The organism is Variovorax sp. PBL-H6 (genome assembly GCF_901827155.1).
In the GTDB taxonomy this organism is placed as follows: Bacteria; Pseudomonadota; Gammaproteobacteria; order Burkholderiales; family Burkholderiaceae_C; genus Variovorax.
Genome location: NZ_LR594659.1, coordinates 4,512,227 through 4,532,461, shown reverse-complemented (window position 1 = coordinate 4,532,461; position 20,235 = coordinate 4,512,227). Strand labels below are relative to the sequence as shown.

At 64.7% G+C, this 20,235-nt stretch carries 16 protein-coding genes and 1 other RNA gene; 10 read left to right on the top strand and 7 right to left on the bottom strand.

The annotated features are described in order from the left end of the window. Positions 1–49 precede the first annotated feature (49 nt). From rpsA to gyrA, 7 genes are all read right to left on the bottom strand, one after another. Positions 50–1,738 carry a 30S ribosomal protein S1 gene (rpsA, locus tag G3W89_RS21430; protein WP_162576064.1) on the bottom strand — a complete coding sequence of 563 codons (1,689 nt, stop codon included), beginning with the start codon at positions 1,736–1,738 and terminating at the stop codon, positions 50–52. A 158-nt stretch (positions 1,739–1,896) separates the two neighbouring features. Continuing rightward, positions 1,897–3,915: a bifunctional 3-phosphoshikimate 1-carboxyvinyltransferase/cytidylate kinase gene (locus G3W89_RS21425; protein ID WP_162576063.1), complete on the bottom strand. Its 2,019-nt coding sequence runs from the start codon at positions 3,913–3,915 to the stop codon at positions 1,897–1,899. 2 nt (positions 3,916–3,917) lie between these two features. Beyond that, positions 3,918–4,796, bottom strand: a complete 879-nt coding sequence (locus tag G3W89_RS21420) for a prephenate dehydrogenase (protein ID WP_162576062.1) — start codon at positions 4,794–4,796, stop codon at positions 3,918–3,920. 10 nt (positions 4,797–4,806) lie between these two features. Continuing rightward, positions 4,807–5,925 (bottom strand): prephenate dehydratase, encoded by a 1,119-nt coding sequence (pheA, locus tag G3W89_RS21415; RefSeq protein ID WP_162576061.1) that lies wholly within the window; start codon positions 5,923–5,925, stop codon positions 4,807–4,809. 20 nt (positions 5,926–5,945) lie between these two features. After that, positions 5,946–7,013, bottom strand: a complete 1,068-nt coding sequence (gene serC, locus G3W89_RS21410) for a 3-phosphoserine/phosphohydroxythreonine transaminase (protein ID WP_162577586.1) — start codon at positions 7,011–7,013, stop codon at positions 5,946–5,948. A 50-nt stretch (positions 7,014–7,063) separates the two neighbouring features. After that, positions 7,064–7,639 (bottom strand): DUF2059 domain-containing protein, encoded by a 576-nt coding sequence (locus G3W89_RS21405; RefSeq protein ID WP_162576060.1) that lies wholly within the window; start codon positions 7,637–7,639, stop codon positions 7,064–7,066. After that, a complete protein-coding gene (gene gyrA / locus G3W89_RS21400) occupies positions 7,636–10,284 on the bottom strand; it encodes a DNA gyrase subunit A (RefSeq protein ID WP_162576059.1) in 2,649 nt (882 codons plus the stop codon). Before gyrA ends, G3W89_RS21405 begins: the two co-directional genes overlap by 4 nt. 225 nt (positions 10,285–10,509) lie before the next feature. Here gyrA and ompA point away from each other — a divergent pair, with 225 nt between their 5' ends. From ompA to G3W89_RS21350, 10 genes are all read left to right on the top strand, one after another. Continuing rightward, entirely contained in the window at positions 10,510–11,169 is a 660-nt protein-coding gene (gene ompA, locus G3W89_RS21395) for an outer membrane protein OmpA (protein ID WP_162576058.1), read from the top strand. Between the two features lie 114 nt (positions 11,170–11,283). After that, positions 11,284–12,006, top strand: a complete 723-nt coding sequence (ubiG, locus tag G3W89_RS21390; RefSeq protein ID WP_162576057.1) for a bifunctional 2-polyprenyl-6-hydroxyphenol methylase/3-demethylubiquinol 3-O-methyltransferase UbiG — start codon at positions 11,284–11,286, stop codon at positions 12,004–12,006. Further along, complete coding sequence (locus G3W89_RS21385; RefSeq protein ID WP_162576056.1) at positions 12,003–12,671, top strand: HAD family hydrolase; 669 nt, start codon at positions 12,003–12,005, stop codon at positions 12,669–12,671. The genes ubiG and G3W89_RS21385 overlap by 4 nt, the downstream gene beginning before the upstream one ends. A gap of 11 nt (positions 12,672–12,682) precedes the next feature. Beyond that, positions 12,683–13,068: a transfer-messenger RNA gene (gene ssrA, locus G3W89_RS21380) on the top strand. 150 nt (positions 13,069–13,218) lie between these two features. After that, positions 13,219–14,148 (top strand): phytanoyl-CoA dioxygenase family protein, encoded by a 930-nt coding sequence (locus G3W89_RS21375; protein ID WP_162576055.1) that lies wholly within the window; start codon positions 13,219–13,221, stop codon positions 14,146–14,148. A gap of 157 nt (positions 14,149–14,305) precedes the next feature. Continuing rightward, positions 14,306–15,901, top strand: a complete 1,596-nt coding sequence (locus G3W89_RS21370; RefSeq protein WP_162576054.1) for a methyltransferase regulatory domain-containing protein — start codon at positions 14,306–14,308, stop codon at positions 15,899–15,901. Between the two features lie 145 nt (positions 15,902–16,046). Beyond that, positions 16,047–17,666, top strand: a complete 1,620-nt coding sequence (gene ggt / locus G3W89_RS21365) for a gamma-glutamyltransferase (protein ID WP_174258332.1) — start codon at positions 16,047–16,049, stop codon at positions 17,664–17,666. Then, complete coding sequence (locus tag G3W89_RS21360; RefSeq protein ID WP_162576052.1) at positions 17,666–18,424, top strand: pseudouridine synthase; 759 nt, start codon at positions 17,666–17,668, stop codon at positions 18,422–18,424. Before ggt ends, G3W89_RS21360 begins: the two co-directional genes overlap by 1 nt. Positions 18,425–18,454: 30 nt before the next feature. Further along, a complete protein-coding gene (locus tag G3W89_RS21355) occupies positions 18,455–19,444 on the top strand; it encodes a YVTN family beta-propeller repeat protein (protein WP_162576051.1) in 990 nt (329 codons plus the stop codon). Further along, positions 19,431–20,228 carry a polysaccharide deacetylase family protein gene (locus tag G3W89_RS21350; RefSeq protein ID WP_162576050.1) on the top strand — a complete coding sequence of 266 codons (798 nt, stop codon included), beginning with the start codon at positions 19,431–19,433 and terminating at the stop codon, positions 20,226–20,228. Before G3W89_RS21355 ends, G3W89_RS21350 begins: the two co-directional genes overlap by 14 nt. Positions 20,229–20,235: the final 7 nt, after the last annotated feature.

The window sequence follows — 20,235 nt, the reverse complement described above, 5'->3', positions numbered from 1 at the left end:
AAACCACAGAAGGACACGGTGAGCCAGAGCTCACCGTGTCTTCGTCTGTTTACTTCTCGTTGTTGGAGTCGAGCTTGGCGCGCAGCAGTGCGCCCAGGCTGGTCGTGCCCGCGTTCTCGCGTGCCGACTGCTGGCTCAGGTTGGCCATGGCGCCCTGCTCGTCGGCCAGGTCCTTTTGCTTGATCGACAGCTGGATGTTGCGGGTCTTGCGATCCACATTGACCACCACGGCCGTGACTTCGTCGCCCTCCTTGAGCACGTTGCGGGCATCTTCCACGCGGTCGCGGGAGATCTCGCTGGCGCGCAGATAGCCGATGATGTCTTCGCCCAGATCGATCTCGGCGCCGCGCGGGTCGACCGTCTTGACCTTGCCCGTCACGATCTGGCCCTTGTCATTCACCGTGGTGAAGGTGGTGAAGGGATCGCTGTCGAGCTGCTTGATGCCGAGGCTGATGCGCTCGCGGTCGACATCGACGGCCAAAACGATCGCCTCGACTTCCTGACCCTTCTTGTAGTTGCGCACGGCGGTTTCGCCGGGCTCGTTCCACGAGAGGTCGGACAGGTGCACCAGGCCGTCGATGCCGGCAGCGAGGCCCACGAACACGCCGAAATCGGTGATCGACTTGATCGGACCCTTGACGCGGTCGCCGCGCTTGGTGTTCTGCGCGAATTCCTGCCACGGATTGGCCTTGCACTGCTTCATGCCCAAGCTGATGCGGCGCTTGTCTTCGTCGATCTCGAGGACCATGACTTCGACTTCGTCGCCCAGCGAGACGATCTTGTTGGGGGCGATGTTCTTGTTGGTCCAGTCCATTTCGGAGACGTGGACCAGGCCCTCGATGCCGGGTTCCAGCTCGACGAAGGCGCCATAGTCGGCAATGTTGGTGACCTTGCCGAACAGGCGCGTGCCTTGCGGGTAGCGGCGCGAGACGCCCATCCACGGGTCGTCCCCCATCTGCTTGAGACCCAGCGACACGCGGTTCTTCTCGGTGTCGAACTTGAGGATCTTGGCCGTGATTTCCTGGCCGGCCTGTACCACTTCGCTCGGGTGGCGGACGCGGCGCCAGGCCATGTCGGTGATGTGCAGCAGGCCGTCGATGCCGCCAAGGTCGACGAACGCACCGTACTCGGTGATGTTCTTGACCACGCCGCGCACGACTGCGCCTTCCTTCAGCGTTTCCATCAGCTTGGCGCGCTCTTCGCCCATGCTGGCCTCGACCACGGCGCGGCGCGAGAGCACCACGTTGTTGCGCTTGCGGTCGAGCTTGATGACCTTGAATTCGAGGGTCTTGTTCTCGTAAGGGGTCAGGTCCTTGATCGGACGGGTATCGATCAGCGAGCCCGGCAGGAAGGCACGGATGCCATTGACCAGGACGGTCAGACCGCCCTTGACCTTGCCACTGGTGGTGCCGGTGACGAAGTCGCCGGATTCGAGCGCCTTCTCGAGCGCGAGCCATGAGGCCAGGCGCTTGGCGGTGTCGCGCGAGAGGATGGTGTCGCCGTAACCGTTCTCGACGCTGCCGATGGCCACGGAGACGAAATCGCCGGCCTGTACTTCGAGTTCGCCCTTGTCGTTCTTGAACTCCTCGATCGGGACATAGGCCTCGGACTTGAGGCCGGCGTTGACCACGACGTGGTTGTGTTCAACGCGCACGACTTCGGCGGTGATGACCTCGCCGCTGCGCATTTCGGAACGCTTCAGGGATTCTTCGAATAGATCGGCAAAAGATTCAGACATGTGTCATTTCCTTCCGTCACGCAGGGTTTGCAGTCGCACCATCGCGGCTGGCTGGGTCTGGAGACGGCGGTTGTGGGCTTGAGGCCCGGGTTGAGTTGAACAACCAGCAAGCCGGTGCGCTGTCGCGCGGCGGGGACCTGCTGGACCGAAAACACCTCTCAAGAGGACTTGAAAGGCTGTACTTCCTGCCACAAGGCAAGCACTTGCTCGACCGATTGCTCGACCGAGAGAGTGGAGTTGTCCAGGAGGCGGGCATCAGGCGCCGGTTTCAATGGCGCGACACTGCGGGAGGAGTCCCGAAGGTCACGCGCTTCGAGGTCGGCGCGAAGACCGGCGAGTGTAGTCGAAATACCCTTTGAAATCAATTGCTTATGCCGCCTTTCCGCGCGCTGGGCGGCACTCGCGGTCAAGTAGACCTTCAGGGCGGCATCGGGAAAGACGACCGTGCCCATGTCGCGGCCGTCGGCCACCAGGCCAGGCAGGCGGCGGAAGCTCTTCTGCAGCGCCAGCAGGGCCTGTCGCACCGTCGGAAGGGCGGAAACGCGGGACGCGTCCATGCCCGCCGCCTCTGTACGGATGGCGTCGGTGACGTCCTCGCCGGCCAACAGCACCTTGCCGTCTGCAAAGCGCAGGGGCAGGTTGCGCGCGAGTTCGGCGATGCGTGATTCGTGCGCCGCGTCCGCCTCGAGTCCGCTCCGGCGCATCGCGAGGCCTGTCACCCGGTAGAGCGTGCCCGAGTCGAGATAGTGGTAGCCCAGTTGGTACGCTACTGCAACGGCCAGCGTTCCCTTGCCCGATGCGGTGGGGCCGTCGATGCAGATCACCGGCACCTCGGTCGCCTTGGCCACCGAGAAAAGGGTCTCGAAGTAGTCGGGAAAGGTCTTGGCGACGCAGTGCGGCTCGAGGATGCGCACGGGCAGGCCGCGCGGATTGAAGGCGGCCAGCGAGAAGCACATTGCAATCCGGTGATCGTCGTAGGTACGGATGCTCGCGGCACGCCAGTCAGCCGCACGCAGAGGATGCACGCGCAGGAAATCGGGGCCGTCCTCGACGATGGCCCCCAGTTTGCGAAGCTCGCACGCCATGGCCTCGATGCGATCGGTCTCCTTGACTCGCCAGCTTGCGATGTTGCGCAGCAGGCAGGGGCCATCGGCGTACAGCGCCATGGCTGCCAGCGTCATCGCGGCATCCGGGAGGTCATTGGCGTCGAGCTCGATGGCCCTGAGCGGCCAGGCACCGCGCGAGATCGCCAGCCAGTTGGGGCCGCTCTCGACCCGAGCGCCCATCTGCCGTGCCGCCTCGACGAAGCGGATGTCACCCTGGATCGAGTCCGCGCCCACGCCCTCGATACGGAGGCCTTCGCCCTCGGCAATTGCGCCGATCGCAATGAAGTAGCTGGCCGAGGAGGCATCGGCTTCGATGTGGATGTCTCCGGGCGAGCGGTAGCGGCTGCCGGCCGGAATGACGAAGCGTTCCCAGCCCTCGCGCCGGACCTCGATGCCGAATCGTGACAGCAGGTTGAGCGTGATCTCGACATAGGGCTTGGAGATCAGCTCACCGACCACCTCGATCGTGATGTCGCGCCCCCCGGCCAGCCCGCCTGATGTCGCCGTCCCAAGGGGCAGCGCCAGCAGCAAGGCAGTCAGGAACTGGCTCGATACATCGCCACGCACGCGAATCGGCGCGGCAAGCTGGAGCGCGTCGAGTGGAACCGGATGGACGGCCAGCGGGGGATAGCCGGGATTGCCGAGGTAGTCGATGCGACAGCCGAGCTGCATCAGCGCATCGACGAGGTCGCCGATCGGTCGCTCATGCATGCGCGGCACACCGGAGAGCTCGAACTCGCCCCCGAGCAAGCACAGCGCCGCTGTCAACGGTCGCATCGCGGTGCCGGCATTGCCGAGGAAGAGCTTGGCACCGGAGGTGCGGAGCCGGCCGTCGAGGCCCTCGATGCGCAGCGCGGCGCCCGCGCGATCGATGCGGCAGCCGAGCGCGGCGAGGGCATCGAGCATCACCCGCGTGTCGTCCGAGTCCAGCAGGTCGTGTACGGTGGTCGTGCCGCTGGCGAGCGCCGCCAGCAGCAGTACCCGGTTGGAAATGCTCTTGGAGCCCGGCAGACGCACGGTGCCGCCGGCACCCGCGAGCGGTGGGAGGTCGAGGAAGGGCGTGGAGAACATGGTCAGTCGGGCGATACGCCGGCGCCAGGCTGCCATCGTGCACGGGCAGCACTCGCTGCGGCGATAGCTTCTTCAAGTGCCTGCGAATCGCCAGCGCTCATCAGGGCTTCGAGCTGCGAGAGGGCTGCGCGGAAGGCCTCTGACTGCTGCAGTATTTGCTCGCGATTGGCAAGCAGTACGTCGCGCCACAGCGCGGGGTCACCTGCAGCGATGCGCGTGAAGTCGCGAAAGCCGGGGCCGGCCAGCTCCAGAAAGCGCTGACCTTCGGGCTGCCCCGTGATGGCATTGGTGAAGGCAAAGGCGAGCAGGTGGGGAAGGTGGCTGACGGCCGCAAAAGCCTTGTCGTGCGCGTCTGGCGTCATGGTCACGACCTTGGCACCGATTCCGGACCAAGCCTGCGTCGCGCGCTGCACGTTCGAACGCAGCGTGGCCTTGACGGGCGTCAGGACCACTTGGCGGCCTGCGTAGAGTCCCGCATTGGCATGCTCGACGCCGGCGACCTCCTTGCCGGCGATCGGATGCGCAGGAACGAAGCTGGCGAACTGATCGTGCAGGCCGCGTCGCGCCGCCTCGATCACGTCGCCCTTGGTCGAACCCACGTCCATCACGAGCATCTGCTCGGTGATGCCGTGGCGAATCGCCTTGAAGGTGGCTTCGGAGGCGCCGACCGGCACCGCGATCAGCACCAGATCGGCGCCCGACACGGCGAGCAATGCGGAGGGCGCCGCGACATCGATCACGCCCAGCTGCCGGGCACGCTCGGTCGTCGAAGGCGACTTGCTGTACCCGACCACGCGCTTCACCAGCTTGGCGCGCTTGAGCGCCAGCGCGAAGGAGCCGCCCATCAGGCCGCAGCCGATCAAGCCGAGCTGTTCGAACATGGCGGCGGCCTCAGGCAGTGACGGGGTAGGCCCCGATGACCTTGTAGAACGCGCAGAGCTTGCGCAGTTCGGCAAGGGCGGCGGCCACGTTGGGCTGCGAAGGATGGCCGTCGAGATCGATGTAGAAGTAGTACTCCCATTGGCCGGTGCGTGCGGGGCGCGACTCGAAGCGCGTCATCGAAACATCGTTGACCTTCAGCGGTACCAGCAGGTCGTGCACGGCGCCGGGCCGATTGGGCACGGAGACCACCAGGCTGGTGCAGTCCTTGGTCGAGGCCGGCGGCATGGCGAGGGTCTGCGGCAAGCAGATGACCGCGAAGCGGGTGCGGTTGTACGAGTCGTCCTGAATTGCATGCGACACGATGTGCAATCCGTAGCGCGTGGCCGCCCGCTCGCTGGCCAGGCCGGCCCAGGCAGGGTTGCCGGCAGCGAGGCGGGCGCCTTCGGCATTGCTGGAGACGGCACGCCGCTCTGCATGCGGCAGGTGCTTGGACAGCCATGTCTGGCACTGCGCGAGCGCCTGCGGGTGCGCGAGGACCGCCTCGATACCCTCCAGCGAATTGACCGTGCGCAGCAGGTGGTGCCGCACCAGCAGGCTGACCTCGCCAACCACGTGGGTCGGAGAATGCAGGAACAGGTCAAGCGACCGTGTGACCACGCCTTCGGTGGTGTTCTCGACACCGACCACGCCGTATTGCGCGCTGCCAGCCGCCGTGGCGTGAAAGACCTCGTCGAAACTGGCGCAATAGATCAGGTCCGCGGCGCCGCCGAAGTACTCGATGGCCGCCTGCTCGCAGAAGGTGCCCTCGGGGCCCAGCACGGCGACGCGCTGCGGCGACTCGAGCGCCAGACAGGCCGACATGATCTCGCGCCAGATGGCGGCCACATGCAGCGCCTTGAGCGGGCCCTGGTTGCTCTGCTGCATCTTCTCGATCACCTGCGCAACGCGGTCGGGCCGAAAGTAGGGCGTGCCTTCGCGCTTCTTGACCTCACCCACCTGCTCCGCCACGTGAGCGCGTCGGTTGAGCAGATCGAGCAGTTGCCGGTCGAGCGAGTCGATCTGCACCCGCAGATCGGCAAGGCTGGCGGAAGGATCGGAATCGGAAGGTTGGGGCGTGGAAGCGGTCATCGGTCAGGTCGCACGCATCTCTACGCGTGGGACTGCTCGAATTCTCGCATGTAGCCCACCAGCGCCTGCACGCCTTCCAACGGCATCGCGTTGTAGATGCTGGCCCTCATGCCGCCGACCGACTTGTGGCCCTTGAGCTGCAGCAGGCCGGCTTCGCGAGCGCCCGCGAGGAAAGCCTCGTTGCGGCTCTCGTCCTTGAGAAAGAAGGGCACGTTCATGCGCGAGCGGCAGTCGGGCGCAACCCGGTTCTCATAGAACGGCGAGCGGTCGATGAAGTCGTACAGCAGCTGCGCCTTGGCAATGTTGCGTAGTTCCATCGCCGCGACCCCGGTCAGCGCGCCCTCGGTTTGTTGCCGCAGCCACTGGAAGGTGAGTCCGGCAATGTAGATGGCCCACGTCGGCGGCGTGTTGTACATGGACTTGTTGTCGGCAACGATCCGGTAGTTGAAGGCGCTCGGACAGATATCGAGCGCATGCCCCAGCAGGTCGTCTCGCACGATCACCAGCGTGAGACCCGCCGGGCCGAGGTTCTTCTGGGCGCCGCCGAAAGCCAGGCCGACGCGGTTCCAGTCGATAGAACGCGAAGCCACGTGCGAGGAGAAGTCGATGACCAGCGGGGATTTGCTGCCCAGCGCCGCCAGGTCGGGCAGCTCCTGGAACTCGACACCGTGGATGGTCTCGTTGGAGCACAGGTGCACGTATGCGGCGTCGGCCGAGAGCTGCCAGGTCGCAGGCGCGGGAAGCCGTGTGTGCTGGCCGTCGGCGTTCGAGGCCGCAACGCGCGAGTGGCAGTAGCGCTGCGCTTCCTTCTGCGACTTGGCGCTCCAACTGCCGGTGATCACGAAGTCGACGTTTCCGCCGCGCGACAGGTTCATCGGAACGATGGCGTTCTCTCCCAGGCCGCCGCCCTGCATGAAGAGGATGTGAAACTGCTCGGGCACGGCGAGCAACGTGCGCAGGTCGGCTTCGGCCTGGGCGCAGATCGCGCCGAACTCCTTGCCGCGATGGCTCATCTCCATCACGCTCATGCCGCTACCCCGCCAATCCAGCATCTCGGCGGCGGCGCGTTGCAGCACCGGCTCCGGCATCGCGGCTGGGCCAGCGGAGAAGTTGTACGGGCGCCGACCCGCGCCGGTCGTCACTTCTTCGCGGGCGCCTTGGGCGCCGACTTGGCGGGCGGTGCGCCTTCGGTCGGAGCCCCCAGGGCCTTGGCGACGTTGGCGTCGAGCGTGCGCATTTTCGGCTCGATGCTGGAGCGGGTTTCGGCCACCAGCTTTTCCGTGAGTGCGGTCTGCATCTTGGGATTGAGTTCCTGGTACTTCTTGCTCAAGGGCGAGTTGATCCAGGCCAGCAGCTGACGCAGTTCTTCTTCACTGAAGTTGTCTCGCAGGATCGGGCCTAGCGCGTCCGGCGCGAGCGCAACGGCCTTGTCGCGCACGATGGGGTAGGCGTCGTCGAAGTACTTCTTGAGCTCGGCGTCGGCAGCCTTGGCGGCGGCCTCCCGCTTCTCGGCGGGGACTTGCGTCTGCAGGTATTGCGAGCCGGCCTGCGCGATGGGGGCGCTGGATTGCTCGACCAGTCCGCGTGCGAGCGCCTCGATGCCGGGGCGCTGCAGATCGAGGAACTGCTTGACCATTGCCGGCTTGTCCTGGGCCATGGCCGCCGAGCTGCCGGCGAGCGCGACCGCGAGGAGCGCGAACTTGATTTTTTTCACTGAGGGTTCTCCGTTGAAGATGTTGAAGTAGCGTCGTCGGCGCCGTCGTCGTTTTCCGCATTCGCGTCGTTCTCGACGATGCGCTGCAGGCCGCTGAGCTTGGCGCCTTCGTCGAGCCCGATCAGCGTAACGCCCTGCGTTGCGCGGCCGAGTTCGCGGATTTCGGAGACGCGGGTGCGCACGAGCACGCCCTTGTCGGTGATGAGCATGATTTCGTCGTCGGCGTGCACCAGGGTGGCAGCCACGACCTTTCCGTTGCGCTCACTTTGTTGGATGGCAATCATGCCTTTGGTTCCGCGGCCGTGACGCGTGTACTCGGTAATGCTTGTGCGTTTTCCGTAACCATTTTCTGTGGCAGTGAGCACGCTCTGCTGCTCGTCCTCGGCCACCAGCATGGCGATCACGCCCTGGCCGTCCTCCAGCGTCATGCCGCGTACGCCGCGCGCGTTGCGGCCCATGGGTCGCACGTCGTTCTCGTCGAAGCGCACGGCCTTGCCACCGTCGGAGAACAGCATCACGTCGTGCGCGCCGTCGGTCAGCGCTGCGCCAATGAGGTAGTCGCCCGGGTCCAGGTCGACCGCGATGATGCCTGCCTTGCGTGGATTGCTGAACTCGTCGAGCGCTGTCTTCTTGACCGTACCCATGGAGGTCGCCATGAAGACGTACTGGTTGGCCGGGAAGGTGCGCTTCTCGCCCGTGAGCGGCAGCACGACATTGATCTTCTCGCCTTCCTGCAGCGGGAACATGTTGACGATCGGCCGCCCGCGAGAGCCGCGCGAACCCGCCGGAGCCTCCCACACCTTGAGCCAATAGAGCCGGCCGCGGTTCGAGAAGCAAAGGATGTAGTCGTGCGTGTTGGCGATGAACAACTGGTCGATCCAGTCGTCTTCCTTGGTGGCTGTCGCCTGCTTGCCGCGCCCGCCGCGCTTCTGCGCACGGTACTCGCCAAGCGGCTGGCTCTTGATGTAGCCGGCGTGGGAGAGGGTGACGACCATGTCGGTCGGCGTGATCAGGTCCTCGGTGGACAGGTCGAAGGCGCTGTGCTCGACCTGGCTGCGGCGTGCGCCCGGCTTGGTCTGCCCGAACTCCTGCTTGAGTGTGGCGAGTTCGTCGCCAATGATGGTCGAGACGCGCTCGGGCTTGGCCAGGATGTCCAGCAGATCGTCGATCTCGGCCATCACTTCCTTGTACTCGGCCACGATCTTGTCCTGCTCCAAGCCGGTAAGGCGCTGCAGACGCATCTGCAGGATTTCCTGGGCCTGCGTGTCCGAAAGACGGTAGAGGCCGTCCGAGCTCATCCCGAAGTCGCGCTCCAGCCCGTCCGGGCGATAGTCGTCGGCATTGACGGTACCGCCGTCGGCGCGCGTGCGCGTGAGCATCTCGCGCACGAGCTTGCTGTCCCAGCGGCGCGTCATCAGCTCGGCCTTGGCGACTGGCGGCGTCGGCGCGTTCCTGATGATGGCGATGAACTCGTCGATATTGGCCAGCGCAACCGCCAGGCCTTCAAGTACGTGGCCGCGCTCGCGTGCCTTGCGCAGGTTGAAGACCGTGCGGCGCGTCACGACTTCGCGCCGGTGCTGCAGGAACACCTCGACCAGGTTCTTCAGGTTGCACAGCTTCGGCTGGCCATCGACCAGCGCAACCATGTTGATGCCGAAGGTGTCCTGGAGCTGAGTCTGCTTGTAGAGGTTGTTCAGCACGACCTCGGGCACCTCGCCGCGCTTGAGCTCGATCACCAGCCGCATGCCCGACTTGTCGGACTCGTCCTGGATGTGGCTGATGCCCTCGATCTTTTTCTCGTGGACCAGCTCGGCCATGCGCTCCTGCAGCGTCTTCTTGTTGACCTGGTAGGGCAGCTCGTCCACGATGATCGCCTGCCGCTGGCCGCGGTCGATCTCCTCGAAGTGGCACCTGGCGCGCATCACCACCTTGCCGCGGCCCGTACGGTAGCCGTCCTTGATGCCGTTGACACCGTAGATGATCCCGGCCGTTGGGAAGTCGGGCGCCGGGATGATCTCCATCAAGTCGTCGATGCTGGCGTCCGGGTGGCGTAGAAGGTGCAGGCAGCCGTCGACGACTTCATTCAGGTTATGAGGTGGGATGTTGGTCGCCATCCCGACAGCAATGCCGCCTGAACCATTGACCAGCAGGTTTGGCAGCTTGCTTGGCAATACCAGCGGCTCTTTCTCGCTGCCGTCGTAATTCGGACCGAAATCGACAGTTTCCTTGTCGATGTCGGCCAGCATTTCATGCGCAATCTTCGCGAGCCGGATTTCCGTGTAGCGCATCGCCGCCGCGTTGTCACCGTCGACCGATCCAAAATTGCCCTGTCCATCGACCAGCATGTGGCGCATCGAGAAATCCTGGGCCAGCCGCACGATGGTGTCGTAGACCGACTGGTCACCGTGCGGGTGGTACTTGCCGATGACATCGCCGACGATACGTGCCGACTTCTTATAAGGACGGTTCCAGTCATTGTTGAGTTCGTGCATCGCGTACAGGACGCGCCGATGCACCGGCTTGAGGCCGTCGCGCGCATCGGGGAGGGCCCGCCCCACAATCACGCTCATGGCGTAATCGAGATAGCTGCGGCGCATTTCCTCTTCGAGGCTGATGGGTAAAGTTTCTTTGGCGAACGAGGTCATGGGCAGCGGGCTGACGGCAGGGAACCGGAAATTTTACGCCGTGCAGGGTGTCGCACCGCCGCAACACAAGGCCTGGATTCCGCCTCCGTCCTACGGTTCAGGGGCGCCTGCCGGGCGGTTTGCGAAAGATCCCATGGCACAATCGCCTCAACGTTTTGGGTGGTGGTCACTTAAAGCGTCCTTGATTCGCAGCGCGGCTGCGGCTTTTTCCCCAAGAGGAGAACCATGAAGAAACTGAATAAAGTGGCGATGATGTTTGCAGTCGCTGCGCTCGCCACTGCCGCCGGCGCGCAGACCCGTGTCACCGCCGCAAATGGTGGCCCAGTCATCGACAACTGGCAAAACGGTACCGGCGAATTGGTGTGGAAGAACGGCACGAACGAATTGTGCTGGCGCGATGCAAACTGGACGCCTGCTACTGCTGCCGCTGGCTGCGATGGCGCCTTGGTGCCGCCGCCGCCGCCCGCTGCCGTGATCCCTGCTGCGCCCGCACCCGCTGCTCCGCCGGCTCCTCCGGCTGTTGCAGCCTCGAAGGTCACCTTCGCTGCAGACGCCTTCTTCGACTTCGACAAATCCGTCCTCAAGCCCGAAGGCCGCGCGAAGCTGGATGACTTGGTCTCGAAGATCCGCGACGTGAACCTCGAAGTGATCATCGCTGTCGGCCACACCGATTCGATCGGCACTGACGCCTACAACCAACGCCTCTCGGTCCGCCGCGCCGAAGCCGTCAAGGCCTATCTGGTCTCGAAGGGCATCGAACGCAACCGCGTCTACACCGAAGGCAAGGGCGAGAAGCAGCCGGTCGCCGACAACCGCACCAAGGAAGGCCGCGCCAAGAACCGCCGCGTGGAAATCGAAGTGGTCGGTACCCGCGCGAACCGTTGATTCGCAAGAATCCTCAAAAGAAACCCCGCCTCGGCGGGGTTTTTTAATGGGCAAATGCGATGCGGATTCGTCGAGCCTGGGTTAAGGCAATTCGCGTCGTTTCATAATCCGCATATGACCGAAACAGTGAACGCCGATCCAGCGGAACTCGCTAAATTTTCTGATCTGGCTCACCGCTGGTGGGATCTGGAAAGCGAATTCCGGCCGCTCCATGAAATTAATCCACTCCGCCTCGAGTGGATCGAAAGTATCACGCCCATAGCAGGGCGCCGGGTGCTTGACGTGGGCTGCGGCGGTGGAATCCTCTCCGATGCGATGGCGCGGCGCGGCGGCGAGGTGCTTGGCATCGACTTGGCAGACAAGGCCCTCAAGGTGGCTCAACTGCACGCGCTGGAAGCTGCAACCCGTGGTGTGACGTATCGCCAGATCAGCGCCGAGGCGCTGGCCGCCGAGCAGCCAGGGAACTTCGACGTCGTCACTTGCATGGAGATGCTGGAGCACGTGCCTCAGCCGTCCTCGGTCGTGAAGGCCTGCGCCGAGCTGGTCAAGCCGGGTGGCTGGGTCTTCTTCTCGACGATCCATCGCAACCTCAAGTCATTTTTATTGGCAATCGTCGGCGCGGAATACGTGCTGGGCATGCTGCCGCGCGGCACGCACGAGTACCGGAAACTGATCCGGCCGAGCGAGCTGGCTGCCCACTGCCGCGCTGCGGGGCTCGAGCTGCTTGAGACACGCGGTCTGCAGCACAATCCGCTCACGCGCCGCTATTGGCTCAGCGACGACACCAGCGTCAACTACATGTTTGCGACCCGCAAGCCCCCGGCGCCCCATTCATGATCTCTACTGCCGGGACCAGAGCCGTCTTGTTCGACCTGGACGGCACGCTGATCGACAGTGCACCCGACCTGGGCGCCGCTGCCGATCAAATGCGCACCGACCGCGGGCTGGCCTCGCTGCCGCTGGAGCGCTATCGCCCGATGGCCGGCGCTGGCGCGCGAGGGATGCTGGGGGTGGCCTTTGGTATCACGCCCGACGTGCCGGATTTCGCGCCCATGCGCGAGGAATTTTTCCTCAACTATGAAGCTCGGATGATGCGCGCGCGGGTATTCGAGGGCGTGGCTGAGTTAGTGGCATCGCTTTGCGCACAGGGCCTGCAGTGGGGCGTGGTCACCAACAAGTCGGTCCGCTTTACAGAGCCGCTCACGCGTGCGATGCCGTTGTTCGCCACGGCGCGTGCAATCGTCAGCGGCGACACCACCCCGTATGCCAAGCCGCATCCCGAGCCCCTTTTGGAGGCGGCACGTCGACTCGGCGTGCCGCCTGAGCGCTGCATCTACGTGGGCGACGATGAGCGCGACATGGCAGCTGGGCGGGCCGCGGGCATGCGCACCGTAGCCGCAGCCTACGGCTACATGGGTGCAGACGCAGACCTCACGCGCTGGGAAGCCGACGCGGCCATCGAATCGCCCCTGCAGCTCTTGCAACTACTGGAAAAGACCTAAAATACCTGCTTGGGGCTGCACTGGTTTCGACGTGGGTTCGGAATCGCAGCGGGGCATGTCGAGCTGAATGCGCTCGTAAAACAGATTCAAACAAACTAACTGCAAACGACGAACGTTTCGCACTCGCCGCTTAATTGCCGGTGAGCTTTGCAACAGCACGCCGATGGGCTGGGCAAGGGGGCACGGAGCAATCCGCGCCTCCCGGCTGCAAAGATAATCTACGTCGGCTGGCCTTGATCCGGGTACCTTGGATCAAGGCGAGATCCAAGGGTACTGGCGGCCGGTGTAGCGTGCGACTGCGCGACACCGGTGGCGAGACTCAAAACAGATCGCTAAACATGTAGATCTGCGCGAAGAAGGCTTGCGGACGGGGGTTCAAATCCCCCCAGCTCCACCATTCAACTTGCAAAGACGTTCTCTTTGCGTTCACGATGTCGCGGTTTGCCCCAGGCGGTCGGACATCGGTCATTGTCTCCATGCACCCTTCAAGTACGATGCCGCGCCGAGCGGTTCTGTCGGGCCGGCGCGCATTTCTGGGAGGCACACAATGACAATCACTTCATCTTCTGTGCAGGCTGTCACCTGGAGTGACCTGTGCGATGCCAGCTTCTGGCGCTCGCTCGCGCCACAACTTTGCGTTGGAGGGATGCGGTCGGATGCCGGCACCGCGCCGCGGCAGAGCTATGAACGGCTCGGGCAGCGGATGTCGAATGACGGTTACTTCGACGACTGCGATGAGGTGATCGAGCAGCTGGCGCCACGCGTGGGCGAGGCTGTGAAGCGCTGCGTCGCTGCGGGGCTGCCGGCCGTGTTCGCGTGGGTCTACGACGAGCCGTGGGCTTGCTACGCGCGTCTCCGACCCGTGCTCGCGCACTTCCTGGGCGCCGAGTTCAAGCCGTTGCCGGCGTTCTGGGCATGGCACGTCGATCCAAAAAAGGGGGAGACCGGCTGGAAGCCACACCGTGACAATCGCCACAGCTCACTCGCCGCGGATGGTTCACCGCTCTCGCTCACCTGCTGGATTCCCTTGTCCGACGCGAACCCGCTCAACAGCTGCATGTACATCGTGCCGAAGCATATGGATCCCGGCTACAGCACCCCCTTGGGCATGCCCGAGCCGCCGATGCCCGTCTTCGCGGCGCGCGCGTTGCCAGCGAAGCCCGGCGATTACCTGGTCTGGAATCAGTGCGTCATGCACTGGGGCGGCCCGACCAGCGAGTTTGCCGAGCACCCTCGCATGAGCATGGCATTGGAGTTTCAGCGCGGCGATGTTCAACCCATCATGCAGCCATTCCGATACGGTGACCATCTCCCGGCCATGCCTCCCTTGCTGGAGCAGAAGCCCCATCCTGGCTTCAACGCCCGCCTGCAACTCGTCGCGCGGCAAATACTCCAGTACCAGCACATGTATGGCTTGTCGCACGGTCTCGCTGACCTCGCGGTGTATTTGCTCACGGCGCCCACTCGCAACGACTAGCAACGGGGCCGACTGCAAATTCTGGTTCTTTCTTTCTCGTTCCTCGCGCGGTGTCGCACGCGGGCTATAGTCCGCCTCGCTCGCGCCTGCAGCCGGAGGGGATCGGCCTTCCGGCAGGCACCGGAGACATCCGCGGCCGGCGCGCTGGAGGATACACATGGAATCATCGACCACGCCCACGACCTCGAACTACTACGATGTCGTTCCATACGAGTCCCATCCCTTTCCGCAATCGACGGTCGAGCACCTGGAGGCGCTCGCGTTTCTTTTCGGCCTCCCCACACCGCCGATCAAGCAAGCGCGCGTGCTCGAACTGGGCTGCGCCGCCGGCGGAAACCTGATCCCCATCGCCGCCCGCCATCCGGAGGCGTCGATGACGGGCGTGGATCTGTCCTCGGTGCAGATACAGCAGGGTCAGGCAGCCATCGACCGAGCGCAACTGAAGAACATCGAACTCCGCGCCCTGGACATCACGGGCATCGACGCTAGTTTCGGCCAGTTCGACTACATCATCTGCCATGGCGTCTACAGCTGGGTGCCGGCGCCGGTGCAAGACGCGATCCTGCGCATCTGCTCGCAAAACCTGGCGCCCGAAGGCGTGGCCTACATCAGCTACAACGTGTACCCGGGCTGGAAGGCGCGCGAGATCGTGCGCGATGCCATGATCCTGCGGGGCGCGCCGCGCGACGAACCCGACGAAAAGCTTTCCTACGCGCGCGGCATGCTCGAGTTCCTGGAGCAGTCGGCACGGCCCGACAGCGTGCTCAAGAAGACGTTGGAAGAGAACATGCCGATCGTGCGCAACTCGGGGGCGTACTACCTCCTGCACGAGTTCCTCGAGCCGCACAACGCGCCTTGCTACTTCAAGGAATTCGCTGCACGCGCCGGCGCCCACGGCCTCAGCTATCTGGCCGACGCAGAGCCCTCCACCATGTTCGTCCAGAACTACGGGGAGAAGGTGCGCGATCCCCTCCTGCGCGAATGCGGCGGCAGCCAGATCATGATGGAGCAGTACCTGGATTTCCTGGTCAACAGGACCTTTCGACAGACGCTTCTGGTCAAGCAGGAGCGTGCTGGGGACATTCGCTATCGCCTCGACGCCGCACGCATCCGCGGACTCGAGTACGCCGGTGTTTTCTCGGCCGAAGACGGCGAGGTGCTCACGCTCGATGCGCGCGAGCAGGTCTGCCGCGCGATACGCAACCTCAAGGTCACGCTGCGACTACCAGTTCACAAGGCCGTGGCTCAGATGCTCGATGAACGATACCCGGCGAGCATGCCGATCGATGCGCTGATCGCCGCGGTCTCGGCACGCACCGGCGAGCCCCGCGCTGCCGTGGAGCCGCCGGTCATGGCGATGCTCGAGGAACTGCTGATCCTCGGCGCGGTGCGCATCCGGCGCACGCCGCCGCAGGCGAGCGTCGCGGTGTCGGCCTTTCCGCGGGCGGCGGACGTAACGCGCAATGCACGAGGTCTCGCGTTGAGTGCGGGACCAACGGCCGTCGCCTGCAACCAATGGCACGAACTGGTGGGACTCTCCTTGCTCGAGCGTTGCTTGCTGCCCTTGCTCGACGGCAAGCATTCGCACGACGCACTGGCACAGCACCTGGCTGCCGAGGCCCGTGCGGGACGCCTGCGTTTCATCAAGGACGAGAAGCCGTTGACAGAAGAAGCGGCGCTGCGCGAATTCACGCAGCGGCAGGTCGCCCTGGCCTTGCGCGACCTTCGTCGAAAGGCGCTGATCGAGGCATGATGCACTCCTTTGCCAAAAGGAGATCTCGGTGAAACAACCCATATGGACCACGGCAGCGCGTAGCGGTGTGTTGGCGGCCCTGGCGCTTGCCGCAGCGGCTCAATTGCATGCCGCTTCACAGGCGCCTGCGGCGGCCGAGAACGGCATGGTGGTGAGTGCCCAGCATTTGGCGACCAGGGTGGGCGTGGATGTGCTCAAGCGCGGGGGCAACGCCATCGATTCGGCGGTGGCGGTGGGCTACGCGCTCGCAGTGGTCTATCCGGCGGCCGGGAACCTGGGCGGCGGCGGCTTCATGACTGTGCAACTGGCTGACGGCCGCAAGACCTTCCTCGACTTCCGCGAAAAGGCGCCGCTGGCGGCAACCGCCAATATGTACCTCGACAAGGACGGCAATGTGGTCAAGGGGCTGAGCACGCTTGGCCATCTTGCGGTCGGTGTTCCGGGCACCGTTTCAGGCCTCGAGCTGGCGCGCCAGAAGTACGGCACGCTGCAGCGCGCTGCGCTGATTGCGCCTGCGATCGCGCTGGCCGAACGTGGCTTCACGCTGGAGCAAGGTGACATCGACATGCTCGCGACAGCCAGCGCCGAGTTCAAGAAAGACCCGGCAAGCGGCGCCATCTTCCTCAACAAGGGCGAGCCCTTCGCGGTCGGGCAGAAGCTGGTGCAGAAGGACCTGGCAAAAACGCTCAAGGCCGTCAGCCAGAAGGGGCCGGAGGGCTTCTACAAGGGCTCCGTCGGTGCGGCCATCGTCAAGTCGAGCCAGCAGGGCAAGGGCATCATCACCCAGGCCGACCTCGACCAGTACACAACGCGCGAGCTGGCGCCGGTCGAATGCGACTATCGGGGCTACCGCGTGATCTCGGCGCCCCCGCCGAGTTCCGGTGGGGTGGTGATCTGCGAGATGCTGAACATCCTCGAGGGCTATCCGCTCAAGGACCTAGGCTTCCGCTCGGCCGAGGCGGTGCACTACCAAATCGAGGCCATGCGCCACGCCTACATGGACCGCAACAGCTACTTGGGCGATCCCGATTTCGTGAAGAACCCCCTCGACCGCCTGCTCGACAAGGGCTATGCCGAGAAGATTCGCGCGGTCATCGATCCCAAGAAGGCCGGCGTCTCCAAGGATCTCAAGCCCGGCGTGCCGCCGCATGAAGGCAGCAACACCACTCACTATTCGATCGTCGACCAGTGGGGCAATGCAGTCTCCGTGACCTACACGCTCAATGACTGGTTCGGCGCCAAGGTCACCGCGGCCGGCACCGGCGTGCTGCTCAACAACGAAATGGACGACTTCACTTCCAAGGTGGGCGTGCCCAACCTCTACGGTCTGGTGCAGGGCGAAGCCAATGCCATCGCTCCGGGCAAGCGGCCACTCTCCTCGATGAGCCCGACCATCATGACCAAGGACGGCAAGCCCGTCTTCGTGGTCGGTACGCCGGGTGGCAGCCGCATCATCACGGCGGTCCTCCACACCCTCCTCAACGTGGTGGACTACGGCATGAGCGTGCAGGAGGCGGTCGATGCGCCGCGCTTCCATCAGCAGTGGCTGCCCGATGTGACCAATGTCGAGACGTTCGCGCTCAGTCCCGACACCCGCAAGATATTGACCGACATGGGACACAACCTCGGAGTGCCCCAGCCGGCCAACCACGTGGCAGCGATCATCGTTGGCGCCCCTGCATTGGGCGGCAAGCCGGTAGGCAAGAACCGCTTCTACGGCGCCAACGATCCGCGCCGCAACACCGGGCTCGCCCTCGGCTACTGATGCGCATCGAGGAGATCCTTTATACGCAGGGCTTCGGCACCCGGCGCGTTTGCGCCGGGCTGATCCAACAAGGCTTCGTGCAGGTGGATGGGACGGCGGTCACTGACCCGGCCACGGAGTTCGAGGTTCAGGGCCTGCGTTTCATCGTGCAGGGCAGCGCGTGGGAATACCACGAGAAGGCCTACCTGATGCTGCACAAGCCGGCTGGCACCGAATGCTCGCAGAAGCCCTCGACCTATCCCAGCATCTACACGCTGCTCCCGGCGCCCCTGCGCCAGCGGCCCAACAAGGGCGCGGTGCAGGGCGTGCAGGCCATCGGGCGCCTGGACCAGGACACCACCGGGCTGCTTCTGCTGACCGATGACGGCCAGTTCATCCACCGCATGGGCTCCCCCAAGCACCATGTGCCGAAGATCTACGAGGTGGGCACGAAGCATCCGATCGATCCCGGACAGCTCGAACGTCTGCTGGCCGGCGTGGTGCTCGACGACGATCCCAAGCCGGTGCGGGCAGCGGCTTGCGAAGCCGCCGGCCCGCTGCAGCTTCGGCTGACGCTGACGGAGGGCAAGTATCACCAGGTCAAGCGCATGCTCGCTGCCGTGGGAAATCGGGTCGAGACCTTGCACAGGTCCCGCATCGGCCCACTCGCATTGCCGCAAGACCTGGCGCCTGGCCAATGGCGGTGGCTCGAAACGGACGAGGTCGAGGCTCTGCGAAATGCACGCGCCGGTCAGCCATTGAACAGGATCGATCGTTAAAATTCGAAGCCTGCTTCCGGAACGTCCCCCTTGCGCTTCAAGTTCTCCGTCCCAGGCCGCGTCTTTGCGGCCTTTTTGTTTGCCTGCCTGGTGCTGCCTTCCGTGGCCGCCGAGCCGCCGCCGGTCTTCGTGCTCAATTCGCTCGATGCCACGGTGAGCGTGATCGATCCGTCCAATTGGAGCGAGAAGCAGCGCATCCCGACCGGCAAGGAGCCGCACCATCTCTACCTCTCCCCCGACGAGAGCTCGCTGATCGTCGCCAACTCGGGTGGCGACTCGCTGACCTTCCTCGATCCACGCACCGCGGAGGTCCAGCGCGTGGTGTACGGCATCATCGATCCGTACCACCTGCGCTTCTCGCCCGACATGAAGTGGTTCGTCACGGCCGGCAACCGGCTCAACCACGTCGACATCTACCGCTGGGACGGCAAGGAGCCCAAGCTGGTCAAGCGCATCTCCTCGGGCAAGACGCCCAGCCACATCTGGATCGACGGCAAGAGCACCACCGCGTACGTGTCGATGCAGGACAGCGACGAACTGGTCGCCGTCGACCTTGCCACCCAGACCATCCGCTGGCGAACCCCCACCGGTCCCATGCCTGCCGACATTTTCGGTATCCACGACGGCAAGACCCTGCTGGTGGGGCTCACGGGCAGCGACGGCGTGCAAGTCTTCGACGTCGCGGGGCCGCAGCCCAAGCCCGTCGGCAAGATCCTGACCGGCAAGGGCGCCCATGCGTTCCGCTCGGCCGGCGACGGCCGCAGCGTTTTCGTGAGCAACCGCGTGGCCAACAGCATCAGCCGCATCGACCTGCAGACACTGCAGGTCGGCGATACCTATCCAGTGCCTGGCGGACCCGACTGCATGGATGTCTCGGCCGATGGCAAGACGCTCTACGTGACCTCGCGCTGGGCCAAGAAGCTCAGCGTGATCGACCTGGCGGGCCGCAAGGTGGTCAGGCAAGTGCCCGTCGGCCGCTCGCCGCACGGGGTCTGGACCCTGGATCATGCAAAGCGCTAAGGCTGCGGCCGCTTCCTTCCTTCTTGTAGCGGCCTTCGCTCCCGCCAGCGCGCTCGCGCAGGGCAGTTGTGCCAAGCCGGTCTACATGAGCTTCGACACCGGCCACATGGGCGTGGCCCCACTCGTGGCCGATGTCCTCAAGCGCCAGGATGTGCGTGTTACCTTCTTCGCCGCTGCCGAGCGCACCCAGACGGGCGGTGACAGCCTGGACAATCAATGGGCGCCATGGTGGAAGGCGAGGGCGGCCGAGGGCCACGAGTTCGCCTCCCACACCTACGACCACGCCTACTGGCGCGGTGACATCAAGGGTACCGCCCCGCGCTTTCGCATCCAGCCCTCTTCCGGCGCCTTCGCCGGGCGGGAGTTCACCTGGGATGCGCAGCAGTACTGCGCCAACATCGCCGAAGCGTCCGATCGCCTGCGGCACATCACCGGCAAGCAACCGCTGCCACTGTTCCGCGCCCCTGGCGGCAAGACCTCGCCCACACTGCTGGCGGCGGCCAAGGCCTGCGGTTATGAGCATGTGGGCTGGTCGCCGGCCGGCCTCCTGGGCGACGAGCTGCCGAGCGAGAAGTTCAGCAACGAGAAGCTCCTGCAGCAGGCCCTCGACCGCATTCAACCCGGCGACATCCTGGTCGCGCACCTGGGCATCTGGTCGCGCAAGGACCCGTGGGCGCCGGCAGTGCTGGAGCCCTTGATCGTCGGGCTCAAGGCCAAGGGCTTCTGCTTCGAGACGCTTCGCCAGCATCCGGCGTATCGTGCCTGGATCGCGTCGCATCGCTGACTGGCGT